This window comes from Corynebacterium sp. HMSC036E10 (genome assembly GCF_001836265.1).
GTDB classification, from domain to species: Bacteria; Actinomycetota; Actinomycetes; order Mycobacteriales; family Mycobacteriaceae; genus Corynebacterium; species Corynebacterium coyleae.
The window spans coordinates 42,251-57,117 of record NZ_KV827967.1 but is presented as its reverse complement, the minus strand read 5'-3'; the positions used below and the strand labels follow the sequence as shown (position 1 = coordinate 57,117).

General features: G+C 62.8%; 15 protein-coding genes. 11 read left to right on the top strand and 4 right to left on the bottom strand.

Annotated features, from left to right (window positions below; all coding sequences use genetic code 11):
• Window positions 1-134: 134 nt before the first annotated feature.
• Window positions 135-1,586, bottom strand: a complete 1,452-nt coding sequence (locus tag HMPREF2736_RS03490; protein WP_070828898.1) for a DUF5129 domain-containing protein — start codon at window positions 1,584-1,586, stop codon at window positions 135-137.
• Between the two features lie 108 nt (window positions 1,587-1,694).
• Between HMPREF2736_RS03490 and HMPREF2736_RS03485 the strand changes: the two genes are divergently transcribed.
• From HMPREF2736_RS03485 to HMPREF2736_RS03475, 3 genes are all read left to right on the top strand, one after another.
• Complete coding sequence (locus HMPREF2736_RS03485; protein ID WP_070483278.1) at window positions 1,695-2,117, top strand: hypothetical protein; 423 nt, start codon at window positions 1,695-1,697, stop codon at window positions 2,115-2,117.
• Between the two features lie 148 nt (window positions 2,118-2,265).
• Window positions 2,266-2,682 carry a hypothetical protein gene (locus HMPREF2736_RS03480; RefSeq protein ID WP_070828897.1) on the top strand — a complete coding sequence of 139 codons (417 nt, stop codon included), beginning with the start codon at window positions 2,266-2,268 and terminating at the stop codon, window positions 2,680-2,682.
• Window positions 2,683-3,006: 324 nt separating this feature from the next.
• A complete protein-coding gene (locus HMPREF2736_RS03475) occupies window positions 3,007-3,375 on the top strand; it encodes a hypothetical protein (protein WP_070483285.1) in 369 nt (122 codons plus the stop codon).
• Window positions 3,376-3,402: 27 nt separating this feature from the next.
• Here HMPREF2736_RS03475 and HMPREF2736_RS03470 read toward each other — a convergent pair whose 3' ends face one another.
• From HMPREF2736_RS03470 to HMPREF2736_RS03460, 3 genes are all read right to left on the bottom strand, one after another.
• On the bottom strand, window positions 3,403-4,110 hold the full coding sequence (locus HMPREF2736_RS03470) for a hypothetical protein (protein WP_070421883.1): 708 nt from the start codon (window positions 4,108-4,110) through the stop codon (window positions 3,403-3,405).
• 57 nt (window positions 4,111-4,167) lie between these two features.
• The gene (locus HMPREF2736_RS03465; RefSeq protein ID WP_070828901.1) at window positions 4,168-5,874 is read right to left on the bottom strand and encodes an ATP-binding protein; all 1,707 of its coding nucleotides are present in this window, start codon (window positions 5,872-5,874) and stop codon (window positions 4,168-4,170) included.
• Window positions 5,875-6,084: 210 nt separating this feature from the next.
• On the bottom strand, window positions 6,085-7,323 hold the full coding sequence (locus HMPREF2736_RS03460) for a dicarboxylate/amino acid:cation symporter (RefSeq protein ID WP_070820058.1): 1,239 nt from the start codon (window positions 7,321-7,323) through the stop codon (window positions 6,085-6,087).
• Between the two features lie 88 nt (window positions 7,324-7,411).
• Between HMPREF2736_RS03460 and HMPREF2736_RS03455 the strand changes: the two genes are divergently transcribed.
• The 8 genes from HMPREF2736_RS03455 to HMPREF2736_RS03420 all read left to right on the top strand — a co-directional run bounded on the left by HMPREF2736_RS03455 (window position 7,412) and on the right by HMPREF2736_RS03420 (window position 14,859).
• Complete coding sequence (locus HMPREF2736_RS03455; protein WP_224213302.1) at window positions 7,412-7,867, top strand: SdpI family protein; 456 nt, start codon at window positions 7,412-7,414, stop codon at window positions 7,865-7,867.
• 187 nt (window positions 7,868-8,054) lie between these two features.
• Complete coding sequence (locus tag HMPREF2736_RS03450; protein WP_070828896.1) at window positions 8,055-9,524, top strand: anthranilate synthase component 1; 1,470 nt, start codon at window positions 8,055-8,057, stop codon at window positions 9,522-9,524.
• Window positions 9,521-10,081, top strand: coding sequence for a glutamine amidotransferase-related protein (locus HMPREF2736_RS03445; RefSeq protein WP_070828895.1), 561 nt, complete (start codon window positions 9,521-9,523; stop codon window positions 10,079-10,081). The genes HMPREF2736_RS03450 and HMPREF2736_RS03445 overlap by 4 nt, the downstream gene beginning before the upstream one ends.
• A complete protein-coding gene (trpD, locus tag HMPREF2736_RS03440; RefSeq protein ID WP_070828894.1) occupies window positions 10,074-11,093 on the top strand; it encodes an anthranilate phosphoribosyltransferase in 1,020 nt (339 codons plus the stop codon). Before HMPREF2736_RS03445 ends, trpD begins: the two co-directional genes overlap by 8 nt.
• A complete protein-coding gene (gene trpCF, locus HMPREF2736_RS03435) occupies window positions 11,086-12,465 on the top strand; it encodes a bifunctional indole-3-glycerol-phosphate synthase TrpC/phosphoribosylanthranilate isomerase TrpF (RefSeq protein WP_070828893.1) in 1,380 nt (459 codons plus the stop codon). Before trpD ends, trpCF begins: the two co-directional genes overlap by 8 nt.
• A gap of 10 nt (window positions 12,466-12,475) precedes the next feature.
• Complete coding sequence (gene trpB, locus HMPREF2736_RS03430; protein ID WP_070828892.1) at window positions 12,476-13,672, top strand: tryptophan synthase subunit beta; 1,197 nt, start codon at window positions 12,476-12,478, stop codon at window positions 13,670-13,672.
• The gene (gene trpA / locus HMPREF2736_RS03425; RefSeq protein WP_070828891.1) at window positions 13,673-14,488 is read left to right on the top strand and encodes a tryptophan synthase subunit alpha; all 816 of its coding nucleotides are present in this window, start codon (window positions 13,673-13,675) and stop codon (window positions 14,486-14,488) included.
• Window positions 14,485-14,859, top strand: a complete 375-nt coding sequence (locus HMPREF2736_RS03420) for a Rieske (2Fe-2S) protein (RefSeq protein WP_070839151.1) — start codon at window positions 14,485-14,487, stop codon at window positions 14,857-14,859. Before trpA ends, HMPREF2736_RS03420 begins: the two co-directional genes overlap by 4 nt.
• Window positions 14,860-14,867 lie beyond the last annotated feature (8 nt).

Sequence of the window (14,867 nt, the reverse complement as noted above, 5' to 3'; positions counted from 1 at the left end):
CGATAGCAGACACACATTTTGTCGCTTAACCCGCGGGTTTGCGCTTCGAATTTCTCCGCACCCAAGTATAAACACGGACTTAATAAAGGAAAAGCCCTAACTGTGTTTTGTGACGATTGTCACCGAAGAATTTCTTAGAATGACGAACTGCCACCACCAGCGGAAAAGCCTGACGAGGACACGCCGCCACTAAAGCCACTCGAGGAGGACGACGCCGCCTTTGCCGCCTGCACGTTCGCCGCGTGCCACGAGTGCATCTGCACGTATGGGACGTACCCGCCGTACCAGAACCCAGTCTCGTACACCGCCGGTGCCCGCAGCTTTTGCTTCTCCTTCACGTCGCTGAACTGCTTCTTCTTCACCTGGTCCAGGATCACGCGGTAATCGCCGAGCACGCGCACGAAGTCGTCGAGGAAGGTGGGGGAGTTCGGGTTTGCGTCCAGCGCCTCGATCCGCCCCATCAGCAGGTCGAGTTCCCGCTTTAGCTCCTTGCCCTTCACCTCACTGCGCGCCCGCAGCACGTCCTCGCGGATCTTGGTCAAGTCAGCCCGGCGCGCCGCGGCGTCGCCATGCTCGACGGCGAAAAGCCTGTCGATGTTTTCCTCCGCCTTAGACACGTGCTTGACGGATTCGGCCGCGTCCGCCAACTGCCTGCGGTGCTCGTACACGTCCTTGTCGTCGTTCATGTTGATCGCGTTCAGCCCCGCCGCGCCGTGGACCAACTCGTTCATGCTCAGGAAGCGGTCGCGGACTTCCGCCCACTGGCGGCGCAGGGTTTCGTCGGCAAACGCGGACGTCAGCGAGTTCGCCCGCACGTCCACCTCGTCCAGCCGTCCCGCGAGGCGGGTGTATTCGCTGGTCACGGTGTCGTAGTCCTTGCGCGCCTGGGCGACTGCTTTTCGACGACGCCCCCGCACCGCCAACAACCCAGCCCCACCAGCGCCCGCCACACCGGCACCACCGACACCAAGGCCAATGGTCGCGCCGATCTGATCATCAGTCGCATCGTCCACCTGCTTCTGGGCGAGTGCCTCGGCGTTCATGGCCTGGTTCGCCGTGCGGAATAGCCCGGCCGGGATATTGCCGTCCTTCACGCCGGGTTTCATGGCGTCTTGGAGATCGGTGAGGTGGGAGTCGTCGTCAAGCATGAGCTCGCGAGTCACATCCTCGCCGCCGTACACAAACGCCTGGCGTGGGTCGAGGCCAACGCCGACGATGAGCGCGCCGTCCGCAAGGTGGCCGTTCTCGCCCTTCGACTGATCGACAAGGTCCGGGTACTGGGTGCGCAGGAGCGCCTCAACGTCGTCGAGGACGTTCTTGTGGTTCGTTTTGAACACCATGTAGTGGAAATCCGTGACCACCTCAGGCGCATCAATGCGTGCAGTGTCACGCTCGAGACGCGCGCGATCGTCGGGGGAGAGGACCTGCTGAGGGTCGTCGATAATCGCATTCGGCGCGCCATGCGTTTGCATCGTGACCTGCGAAATCTCCGGCACATCCACCATGTTGTAGCCGACGGCGGCACCGCCAAACCCCACCAACGCCGTGACGCCAAGAACTGCTGCAGTCTCACTCAAATTCGCCATGGAAAAAAATTTTAGCGACGAAGTAACGCACATCGCTTGGCGAGCGATGTTAGGTTTACACGTGTCAGAGCCCTGGCATGTTTAACCGATCACATTGAGGAGAACCCCATGAAGCGCATCGCTACCGCAGCAGCCGCTGCAACCCTGTCCCTGTCCCTCGTTGCCGGCCCGGCTTTCGCTGCCGACGCTCCGGCTCAGAACCCGGGCAAGGACGGTTCCTCCATCACCCAGCAGGACGGCGACAAGGCCGGCGAGACCAAGGTCGGCTCCTCCGAGCGCTTCAAGCAGTGCAAGAAGGACGAGAAGCCCGTCGAGGTCAAGGACAGCAACGCTAAGGCTGAGGACACCAAGGCTAAGGAAACCAAGTCCACCGGCGACTGCATCCAGGAGCTCATCAAGGACGACAACTACAAGGCCGACATCCTCGGCCTCCTGATCGGCGTCCCGGTCGCCCTCGTCGCACTGCTCGGCGCAGCTGCTGCCTTCTCCGGCGCTATCCCGGGCCTGCAGCTCCCGGCTCTCCCGTTCTAAGTCACACTTAGACGCGGTACTTTGACCCGGCTCCCCTGGTGGGGGACCGGGTCTTTTGTTGTGGTGAGGTTTTTCTGTTGTTCGTGCTGCGAACCTTCTTCGACACACGTTTAATAGCAGGTACACACCTCACCTCAAGGAGAAAACCATGAAGCGCATCACCACCGCCGCCGTCGCGGCAACCCTGCCCCTGTCCCTCGTTGCTGGCCCGGCATTCGCCGCTGAGGAGGACCTGGGCTCTTCGTTCTACTACAGGGAATGCAAAGTCCAAATGGACGAAGTTTTCCTTAATTACGACCTCTCCTTGAAGGAGGCCAAGACCGACCAAGAGCGGGCCGAGATCAAGCAGGCCATCGAGGAAAACAAGACCGAATATTTAAAGGAGTACAACAGCTCTACCCCGTCCGGCGTCTGCATCAAAAAGACCGTAGATCAGGAAGAGTACAAGTCCGGCATGCTCGGTCTCCTGATCGGCGTCCCGGTCGCACTCGTCGCACTGCTCGGCGCAGCCGCGGCCTTCTCCGGCGCCATCCCGGGCGTTCAGCTCCCGGCACTGCCGTTCTAGGTCGGCGCGCTTAGGCGCTACAAATTCAACCCGGTCCTTGTTGAAGGGGCCGGGTTTTGTGTTGCCATGTGGAACTTTCTTCGGTGTGCCGTCGTGGTCTCCTGGGGAAAGTGAATTATTTGGGTGCGGTGGGGGAAGAAAGTTCCCGAGAACAGCCGTTTTCACCGTCGCGTGACGGAGTGGGGACGCAAACGTCAGTGAAGAACACGAAACCTGTGTGATTTCTCCAACTCGCAACACAGATTCGGCCCGTACAAGTGAATGGCGACGGGCACGACGCCCGAGCGAATCAACTCGTGCGAATCAATTAGCGAAGGAGTAATCATGACCAACACTCGTATTGCAGCCGCCGCTACCGCTCTTGTTCTCGGCGCAACCGGACTGGCCGCCTGCAACGACTCCGAGGACACCACTGACTCCGTGACCACCCCAACCGACGGTGTGGTCTCCGACGTCAGCGACGCCGTCACCACCGGTGGCGCCACCGCAGGTGACACGGGCAGCACGGGTGGCACGGACGCCACCGGCGATGCGGTCGTCTCCGATACGGCTGTTGTCTCCAAGGACCCGCTGGCGCCGAGCGACGCGGTCATTTCCGACGAGGTAGTGACCAACTCCATCCCAGCTGACGGTGCAGCAGGTGGCGCTGCCGACGATGCAGCTGGCAGCGCAGCCACCGCACCGACCAACTAAGCCAACACCGCCAGCGGGTACAGCCCGCTAGAACGGTTCAGACACCGCCCGGCTAATCACCACTGCGTCAGGCTCGATGCGCTCACGCAGTTGAAGCTCGGCGGTGTTGTTGCTGTCTGAAGTCAGCACCCAACCCGCCCAGGCGTCCTTGCCGGGGGAGAAGATGCCGTCGCCTTTACCGATGATGTTCAGGGTGGCGTCGCGAAGCCAGAGCGGGCCGACAAGATCAGCATGCTCGGTGCCCTCGAGTGGGGCGACGAAGGGTTGGTAGGCGACGGCGTTGAGGGCGGCGAGGGTGTCGTCGAAAAGCTGTTGCGCCACCGCCATGTGCTGCGAGGCGCCGAGATAAACGATGGTGGTAAGGGAGAGGGGGCCGGTGGGCTCGTCGCGAAGCGTGAGGTCCGAGAGTCCGCCGAGTGCCGCCGCGAAGCGTGTGGGCCCGCCCATATCCTCGAAAAAGAAGTAGTCAAGCGCCTCGTCGCGGTTCGTGGTGGAGAAGTCCACGAGCGCGTTGAGCTCGTAGAGCTGGAGGTCCTCCGGCGCGGCGAGGTTGTCGTACGCGGCCTGGCAGCGGAGATCCCAAAGCACATACTCGTCCTCGATGGGGTGGGGGTGCGGCGACACCGCCGCAATCTCGACGCCGCTGGCCCGGATGCGGTTCAGGTAGAGCTCGTACGCGCCGTCGAGGTCCGGCTCGTGCGCCACGAAATGAGTGGTGACGATCTCGAAGGACATGCGAATGACACTACGCCATTGGGGGAGCGGGCAGATGTTTCACGTGAAACGGTGCGCCTAGTTGGGGAGGCGATACTTTCGCTTGCGGCTTGTCGGTGGGGCAGTGGGCACAATTTCACCCACATCCACCATGCTGCGGAGTCTTGGGCGCAGGGTATTGACACTCACGTCTAGGTGGTCCGCGATATCGCGTGCTGCTGCCTCTCCAACTTGGGCCAGGTAGGCGATGAGTTTGTTGTCCGTTTCATCGAGTTCGATGCCGCTGCTTGAAAGAACAAACGAATCCCGCGTGTGGCCCGGACCGAGCAGCCCGCGTGTGACGAGATCACTCAACAGACTCCGTGCATCGTCACTATCAAGCCCAATGTGCTTACGGAGCTCCTTCACGGACACAGCACCCAAACCCTTGGCAATCGCCAGCGCGATCTGTTCCTCTCGAGAGCTATTAGGAGCAACCGACTCCAACCATGCCGACATTTCAGGATCGAGGATCCCGAACCTGTAGAGGATGACGGTGAACTCACCAATCCGGGCATCGAACACCGGCTGGGGCAGGCCATAGCCTTCCATCCCTTGCTTCATTCGTTGAATGCCGCTTCCCTGGTTTTCAGCCACGCGCATCGAGCCTGAAGGCGTTGGAAGGTTGCTCAGCAAGTTCGCGAGCGAAGGGTTCCTGCTTACCGACCTGTTCTCGTCGATATTGTCTTCGGTGCGATCTCCCCACAGTCCGCCGGGACTGTTTACCTCGACCCGGTCCGGGTACACATCAACCTGCACTTGCCGCCCCTGAACCTGCGGACTGTAGTCACGGTGCATCGCGGCATTCACAATCGCTTCACGCAGAGCAATCTCTGGAATCTCAGGTTCGTCGACCATATTCGACCCAACTTCCACAGTACGAACCCGGAGATTGCGCACGACAGCTTTAATCGCATCCTCGACCGCCAGTGGAAGCGGACCGTCGCAGTGAGCCCGATCAAGGAAGCGTGTCTCAGACGTCGACTTCTCCGTCGTCGGGTGCACTGCGACATCGATGAAGAGCTGCGGGAAGAACTGCTGCGGATAGCTGCCCAATGCCAACGCGCCCGCAAGGGTTGGTACGCCCTCTGCATCAAGCACATGCAGTCGCTCCAGAACCTCTGCATCGGTTCTTGTTCCCACTCGGATCCGAGAACCCCTCTTCTCCAAAGATTGGATCAAACCGTTCCACGTCTGGCCGTCCAGGTCATCGAGGCTCGCCCCAGGAACAGGCAGCAACTCCGAGGAATCTGGCGTGTAGAGATTCATGAGCTGGAAGATCTCGTAGCTGGAAAGCCTCTGATCGCCATCCAGTACTCGCTTGTACGCGCCATCCCGGAGTCCTTGCGAGGTCACGTAACACGGCATCTGCTTTCCGAGGCGCTCATCGGTACGCATCGGCCGCACCTCAACCAAGATCACCGGCGAACCCTGGTATTCATCGAGTTCGACGACAGTCTCGGGTATCGGCGTCACCGGAGGCTTCTGTTGGTCGACCCTCAAAGCACTGATGAGTCGATCATTCATCGCACGAGAGTCAAAATCAGTGGCTGGCTGGAACGTACCGGTCGAATGATCTTCCTCAATGCCAAGGACGATCAGGCCACCCTTCGTATTTGCAAAGGCGCTCACAGCCTTCCAAAAGGCTGTATCCAACTTCCCCGTACCGGATTTCGCCTCAATCCAGTGATCATCATTCCGCTGGCGCCGCAGCCTGGCCATGATGTCATCCATCCGCTCACTCATGCTCTCACTGTACTCACTTTTTACAGTGAGGGCATCACTCAATACAGTGAGGACCCATTTTCACCCCTCTTTTTACAGTGAGGGCGTCACTTCATACAGTGAGGAGCCATCTCGATACAGTGAGCACCTGATGTTTCACGTGAAACACCTCGAAGAGCAACAAGGCAAAAGAAAACCGCCCCGAAGGGCGGTCGTCTCAACAGAAGGGGACTAGCGGGCAGCGCCTGCTTGGGTGTCCGCCGGGGTGGTGACGGTGTCGTCGTCAAGCGAATCGTTCTTGATCTTGCCCGCAGCGAACTTGTTCACAATCAGGGCGATCGCGCCGTCGCCGGTGACGTTGGCGGCGGTGCCGAAGGAGTCAACGACGATGTAGGACGCGATCATGAGGGAGACCATGGACTCGTCGAAACCGAGGTTGGACTGCAGCAGACCGACAGCGGCCATGATGGCGCCACCCGGCACGCCCGGCGCGGCGATCATCATGATGCCCAGCAGGAGGATGAATCCGATGACCTGGCCGGCGGAAATATCCAGGTTGGCCATAAACACGATGGAGAGCGCGTAGAGGGTGATCTTCATCATCGAGCCGGACAGGTGAATCGTCGCGCAGAGCGGGACCACGAAGCCGGCGACGTCCTCGTCAACCTTGTTCTTCAGGGTGGACTTGTAGGTGACCGGGATGGTCGCGGCGGAGGACGAGGTGCCCAGTGCTGTGAAGTATGCCGGCAGCATGTTCTTCAGCGCCTTGAACGGGTTCACGCCAGCGACGGTGCCTGCGACGAGGTACTGCAGCAGGACGATCACAATGGTCATGACCACGGACAGCAGCAGGACCACACCCATGGCGGCCATGGTGTCGCCGAAGTTTTCGTTCATGCCCAGACCCAGGAATGTGCCGAAGATGTACAGCGGCAGCAGCGGGATCACGAAGGTGACCACGACCTTGAGTACGACGTGGTTCAGCTCGTCGAGCACGTTATAGAGGTTGTCGGACTTCACCGCCGTCATAGCCAAACCGACCATGAAGGCGAGGAGCAGCGCAGACATGATCTCCACCGGCGCGGGCATGTCGACAGTGAAGTAGGGGGCCAGGCCACCCTCGTCGGGGTCGGCGACGTTGGTGATCAGATCGCGGCCCTCAAGGAGCTTGGGATAGAGGACGCCACCGGTCGCCCACGCAAGCAGGCCAGAGAGCACGGTGGAGCCGTATGCGACACCAGCAGTGATGCCGAGCCACTTGCTGGCACCCTTGCCCAGGCCAGCGATGGCGGGGGCGATGAGTGCAAAGATGAGGACCGGCACGAAGAAGCCGAGGAAGTTAGAGAACAGCCCGTTGAACGTGACAAAGACGCGGGCAAGCCAGTCCGGGAAGAAGAAGCTGCAGGCGAAGCCCAAGGCAATCGCTACAACCACCCAGAACAGCAATGAGTGGAGGATTTTCTTTTGCATGGGCCTAGCGTAGCCCGTATTTATGCAATCTACTGCATTTTGATCATATTTTTTTGCAGGTGAGTGTGCGGTCGTATGCTTAGTGGCTATGAGTCCGTTCGCGAACATGAGCTCCCTTAACGTTGTCCTCGGCATTATCTTCTCGTTGCTAACGCTTGCGCTGTTCATCCCCGGCGCGCTCGCCTCTGCGGGCAAGCTGCCCGGCAACAAGTGGATCGGCCTCCACGTGCCGGCTGTGCGCAAGGACGAAGGCATTTGGAACCAGGCGCATAAGGTAGCGGGTCCGTTCTGGGTGCTGGCCGCGTTGGCGCTCGCGTTCGGCGCGGCGTTTTCGTTCATCGCTTCCGGCTGGATGTGGGTCATGCCGGCGATCGCGGCGGTAGCGGCGGTGATTTCGGCGTCCGTGGGCGGCAACTTCGGTGCGCGCGCCGCGACGTTGGTGGAGCACGCGCGTGAGCAGGCGCCTGCGCAAGAAGAGGAGAAGCCCGCGGTGAACCTTGATGCTTTGCGACGAGCCGCCGACCACGCCGACAACAACGAATAAAATGAGCCCGCGAAGCCGGATCCTCGGCTACACTTCCTTTTTGTGACGTACATGACTTCTCAAACATGGTGGTGGCTCGCCTAACTGGCGCGCCACCTAGCGAAGTCACGGCCCGCCAGCTTGTCCCCCAAGCGCCGCGGGCCCTTTTTTATCCCTCGGTGCAAGCAAGAACAGAACCGAGGATCACATGAAATTCACCCGTCAAGAGGTGCGCTACCACGAGGATGTGGCAAGCCTCTTCGCCCACATCGGCGGCCTCGACGCAACCGACACGGTGTTGCTCGAGTCCGCTGACATCACGACACGTTCGGGGTTGCAGTCGTTGGCGGTGCTGCGGTCGTCGATACGCATTACTTGCTCCGGCAACCGCGTGACGCTCACACCGCTGACGCCGTCGGGCGAGATTATTGCGAACGAGATCGGGCTCGAGCACGAGTTTCCGCGCGTTGATGTGGAGGACGAGCGCGAGCGCCTGACCGCGGCGTCCACGATGGATGTGCTGCGCAAACTGACCGCCACCGAGGGCAATGAGGACTTTCCGCTGCTCGCGGGCGGTTTCGCGTTTGATTACCTGGAGACGTTCGAGCGCCTGCCCGAGGTCGCGGACGGCGACAACACCTACCCGGATTACGAGTTTGTCCTCGCGGAGGTCGTGCTGCGCGTCAACCACGAGACCGGCACGGCGTACCTCGCCGGGGTTGATGCTGCAGGTGACGGCATTGATCTCGCCGAGATCGCAGCGCGTATCGACGACGCCCCCGCACCCACCGACCCAACCACCCTCACCGGCACCCTCGTCGCCGAGGCGGATATGCCGGACGAGGAGTTCCGTGGGGTAGTGGAGCAGCTGCAGGGCAACATTTACAACGGCGACATCTACCAAGTCGTACCGGCCCGCAGCTTCACTGCCGAGTGCGACAACGCCTTCGGTGCGTACCGCCGCCTGCGTGCCGCGAACCCCTCGCCGTACATGTTCTACATCCGCGGCGAGGGGTACGAACTGTTCGGCGCATCGCCGGAGTCGAACCTGAAGTTCTCGCCGACCACCCGCCAGGTGCAGCTGTATCCCATTGCCGGCACGCGCCCGCGCGGGCTGAACCCGGACGGCACGGTCAACCACGAACTGGACACGCGCATGGAACTGCAGTTGCGCACCGACGCCAAAGAGGTCGCGGAGCACACCATGCTGGTGGACCTGGCCCGCAACGACATGGCGCGCGTGGCCGAGCCGCGTACCCGCAAGGTGCAAGACCTACTGCAGGTGGACCGCTACTCGCGCGTGATGCACCTGGTTAGCCGGGTCACCGCGACCCTGGCCGCGGACCTCGACGCACTTGACGCCTACCGCGCGTGCATGAACATGGGCACGCTCACCGGCGCACCGAAGCTGCGCGCGACCGAACTGCTGCGCTCCGTGGAAGGCAAGCGCCGCGGCTCCTACGGCGGGGCGGTGGGCTACTTGCGTGGCGACGGCGAATTCGACACCTGCATCGTCATCCGCTCCGCATTCGTGGCCAACGGCAAGGCCATCGTGCAGGCCGGCGCGGGCGTTGTGCGCGACTCCGTGCCCCAGTCCGAGGCTGACGAAACTCTGCACAAGGCCTACGCAGTCCTGCACGCACTCGCCGGTGGCCGCAACCTGGAGGTGAAGAAATGATCGTCCTGCTGGATAACCAAGACTCCTTTGTGTACAACCTGGTGGACGCATTCGCGGACTACGACACCGTGGTCTACCGCAACACCGTTACCGCCGACACGGTGCTGAACGCCAACCCGGACCTCATCGTCCTTTCGCCCGGCCCGGGCTACCCCGCGGATGCCGGCTGCATGATGGAGGTCATCGAGCGCGCCCAGGGCCGCATCCCGATTCTGGGTATCTGCCTGGGCTTTCAGGCTCTGATGGAGCACTTTGGTGGGCGGGTTGAGCCGTGCGGGCCGGTGCATGGGTCGTCGCAAAGCATGGTGCTTACAGACGGCCGCCACGTCCCCGTCGCCCGCTACCACTCCCTCGGCGCCACCACCGCGCCACCCGGCATTACGCCACTGGCGTGGACCGGCACGGACATCGGCGACGTGATCATGGTCGCCGAAACCGACGACGGCATGTCCATCGGACTGCAGTTCCACCCCGAATCCATCCTCACCCCCTCTGGCCCACAGATCCTGGACCACTGTGTGACGAAATTGCTACAGAAAGGCCACGACAATGACTAGCCAACTCGAGATCTTCCGCCGCTTCATGGACAACCCCGAGCCCACCCTCGAGGAGGCCATCGAGGCATTTACCCCGCTGACCGTCGGCGACTACGACGACGTACACATCGCCGCACTGTTGGCCATGATCCGCACGCGCGGCGAAACTTTTGCCGACATCGCCGGTGCGGCCCGCGCGTTCCTCGCCGCCGGGCGCCCGTTCCCGGTGACGGGGGAGGGGATCATGGACACCGCCGGTACGGGTGGCGACGGCGCGAACACCATCAACATCACCACAGCCGCTTCGCTTACCGCAGCTGCCGGGGGCGTGAAGATGATCAAGTGCGGCAACCGCTCCGTGTCCTCCAAGTCCGGTTCGGCGGACGTGCTCGAGGCGCTGAATATCCCGCTAGACCTCGACCCGGACCGTGCTGTGCGCCAGTTCGAGTCCTCCAACTTCACGTTCCTGTTCGCCCCGGCGTACAACCCGGCGATCGCGTTCGTGCAGCAGGTCCGCAAGGCACTTGGCGTGTCCACGCTGTTTAACACGATGGGCCCGCTGCTCAGCCCGGCACGCCCGGAGTTCCAGATCATGGGCATCGCTAACCCGAAGTTGGGCCAGGTGATTGCGGAAACGATGCGTGAGCTGGGCCGGAACCGTGCGCTCGTCGTCCATGGCGCGGGTACCGACGAGATCGCGGTCCACGGCGAGACCGAGGTCTGGGAGCTCAAGGACGGCGAGATCACCCACTACACCGTCACGCCCGAGGAGCTCGGCGTGGAGCGCCACAGTCTAGAGGACCTGCGTGGCGGCAACGGTGCCGAGAACGCAGCCTTCATGCGGGCCACCTTCGCGGGGGAGGGCCCGGCTGCCCACCGTGATGCCGTTGCCGTGTCCGCGGGTGCGATGTTCTACCTCTACGGCATCGCTGATTCTCTGGCCGCCAGCACCGAGCATGCGAAGCAGTTGCTTGCAGACGGCACGGTGGCCGATTGGCTCGCCACCCACGAGGAGGCCGATTACAGTGGCTAAGATTTTGACCAATATCGTCGAAAACAGAAAACGTCACCTTGACGATATTCGCGCACGCGTTGCACACGTAGATTTCGCCACGTTACGCAATTCGGAGCGCTCTCTGTACGACTCCCTCGCGCGCCCCGGCACCGCGTTCATCATGGAGTGCAAGTCCGCGTCCCCCTCGCTCGGGCCAATTCGCGACGACTACAAGCCCGGCGAGATCGCCTCCGTGTACTCGCGTTACGCCGCGGGCATCTCCGTGTTGTGCGAGCCGGACTACTTCAACGGCGACTACGACCACCTGGCCACCGTCGCCGCCACGACGCATCTGCCGGTGCTGTGCAAGGACTTCATCATCGACGAGGTCCAGATCTACGCCGCGCGCTACTTCGGCGCCGACGCGATCCTGCTCATGCTCTCCGTCCTTTCCGACGAGGAGTACGCGCACCTGGCCTCCATCGCCGCGTCGCTCAATATGGACATCCTGACCGAGGTCATCAACGAGGACGAGGCTCACCGCGCCATCAAGCTCGGCGCGAAGATCTTCGGCGTGAACCACCGCAATCTTCACGATCTCTCCATCGACCTCGACCGCTCCGCACGCCTCGCCGAGCTCGCTCCCGATGGGGCAGTGGTGGTCTCCGAGTCCGGCATCCGCGACTCCGCAACCGTGCGTCGCCTCGGCGGTCACTCCGATGCGTTCCTGGTTGGCAGCCAACTAACCTCCCAGCCGGACATCGACCGCGCCTGCCGCGAGCTCGTCTACGGCCCGAACAAGGTCTGCGGCCTGCGCACCGCCTCCGCCGCCCAGGCTACCAAGGCGTGCGGCGCGGTCTACGGCGGGCTCATTTTCGACGACGCCTCCCCGCGCAATGTTTCACGTGAAACAGCCACCGACATCATCGCTGCCGAGCCCGGCCTTGACTACGTCGCGGTGTCCCGGCGCACCTCGGGTTACGGCGAGCTCGTCCAGCCCGGCATCGCCGCCGTCCAGATCCACGCGCCGTACCAGGGCTCCGTCGAGGCGGAACTGGCGCTCATCGAATCCGTGCGCAAGGAGGTCGACGTCGAGGTCTGGCGTGCCGTCTCCATGACGCAGCCGGATGGCGAAAAGGTGGCCGAGGCGGTTGCTGGGGTCGTCGACAAGCTAGTGCTCGACGCCCACGACGGCGGGTCGGGGGAGCGCTTCGACTGGACGCGCGTGCCGGACGCCGTGAAGGAGAAGGCGTTTCTCGCGGGCGGCCTCAACCCCGACAACCTCACCGATGCGCTGCGCGTCGGATGCGCCGGCCTGGACCTGAACTCCGGCTTCGAAGACCCCAACGACCACAAAGACGCGGGCTCACTGCGACGCGGCTTTGACACCATTGGCAACTACCACGACTAAAGGACACCCCATGACTCTCCTCCCTGCGTACTACGGCGAATTCGGCGGACAATTCGTCCCCGAATCCCTCCTGCCAGCGCTCGACCAACTCGAGCAAGCCTTCGTCGACGCGTTTAACGACGAGGCCTTCATGGCCGAATACCGCTCCCTCCTGCGCGACTACCTCGGCCGCCCAACCCCGCTGACCGAATGCCGCAACCTGCCGATCGACGGCAACGCGCGCATCTTCCTCAAACGCGAGGACCTCGTACACGGCGGCGCCCACAAAACCAACCAGGTAATCGGTCAGGCGCTGCTAGCGAAGAAGATGGGCAAAACCCGCATCATCGCGGAGACCGGCGCCGGCCAACACGGCACTGCAACCGCGCTTGCCTGTGCGCTGCTTGGCCTGGACTGCGTGATCTACATGGGCAAGACCGACATGCAGCGCCAGGCACCGAACGTCTACCGCATGCGCCTGATGGGCGCGAAAGTCGTCGGCGTGGAATCCGGCGCGGGCACCCTCAAGGACGCGGTGAACGAGGCGCTTCGGGATTGGACCGCCACCTTCCACGAATCCCACTACCTCCTCGGCACGGCTGTCGGCCCGCACCCGTTCCCGAAGATCGTCAAAGAATTCCACCGCGTGATCTCCACCGAGGCCCGCGCCCAGATCCTTGAGCGCACCGGCGCCCTGCCGGACGTGGTCGTCGCCTGCGTCGGCGGCGGCTCCAACGCCATCGGCATGTTCGCCGACTTCATTGACGACGACACCGTCGAACTGGTCGGCGCCGAACCCGGCGGCGAAGGCTTCGGCCAAGGCAAGCACGGCGCCGCCATCGCCCAGGGCACCATCGGCATCCTGCACGGCACCCGCTCGTACCTCATGCGTGACGACGACGGCCAGGTCGAAGAGTCCTACTCCATCTCCGCCGGCCTGGATTACCCGGCCGTCGGCCCGGAGCACGCCTACCTCGCCCAGTCCGGCCGCGCGAAGTACGTGCCCGTCACCGACGACGAAGCCCTCGACGCCTTCCAGGCCCTTTCCCGCCACGAAGGCATCATCCCCGCGCTCGAGTCCTCGCACGCCCTGGCCTACGCCCTGAAGCGCGCCGCCGAGCACCCGGCCGACGCCGAGCCGCTGAACATTCTCGTCGCCCTGTCTGGCCGCGGCGACAAGGACATCGCACACGTGCGAGCAACCCTCGAGCAGAAGGAGAACAAGTAAATGTCGCGCTACGAGCAACTCTTTGCCAAGGGGGAGGGCGCGTTCGTCCCCTTCATCATGCTGTCCGACCCGAACCCGGATGACGCGGTGGAGATCATCTCCGCCATCGTCGAAGCAGGCGCCGACGCACTCGAGCTCGGCGTGCCGTTCTCCGACCCAGTCGCCGACGGCCCCGCGATCCAGGGCGCTCATGTCCGCGCTCTCCGTGGGGGAGCGACCGTGCAGCAGTCCCTCGACCAGGTGCGCACCATCCGCGAGCGCTACCCGGACCTGCCGATCGGCATGCTGATCTACGCCAACGTCGCCCACACTCGCGGCCTCGACCGCTTCTACACCGAGTTCAAGGAGGCCGGCGCCGATAGCGTATTGCTTCCCGACGTCCCCGTGCGCGAGTCTGACCCCTTCACCGCCGCCGCCGAGCGCGCCGGCATCGACCCGATCTTCATCGCCCCGGCCAAGGCCTCCCGCGAGGTCCTCGAGGGCGTGGCCGCTAACTCCCGCGGCTACATTTACGCCATTTCTCGCGACGGCGTCACCGGCGCGGAGAATGAGGCGACAGTGGAGGGGCTGCGTGAGGTCGTCGATAATGTGCAGTCCTTCGGCGGCGCACCGGTACTGCTCGGCTTCGGCATCTCCCGACCCGAGCACGTGCGCGACGCGATCGCCGCTGGGGCCGCCGGCGCGATTACCGGGTCGGCGATTACGAACATTATTGATAAGTATGTCGTCGATAATCGTGTGGAAAACATGGACAGGCTGAAACGGGAACTTTCCGACTACGTCAGCGCCATGAAGCAGGCTACGATCGCATCATGACCTGTTCACGTCGCATGTTCCTGCTCGGCACCGCCACCACCTTCGCCGGTGCCTTCCTGGCCGCCTGCGGGGAAGAGGCCCCCGAAGAAATTGCGAAGACCGACGTGCCGGTCGGCTCTGCGGTGATTCTGGACAAGTTCATCATCGCCCAGCCGTCCGCCGGCCAGTTCGTCGCATACTCGGCGGTGTGCCCGCACCAGCAGAAGAAGATCACCAAGGTGGAGGGCGAAACCGTCAAGTGTGTCGCCCACGGTTCCGTTTTCAACATCGCCACCGGCGAGCGCGTCTCCGGCCCGGCCGTGACCGGCCTGCGCGAAGTTGAGGTCATCGAAGCCGGCGACAAGGTCGAAGCTCAAAACCCGGCGAGCTAACCTGCTGG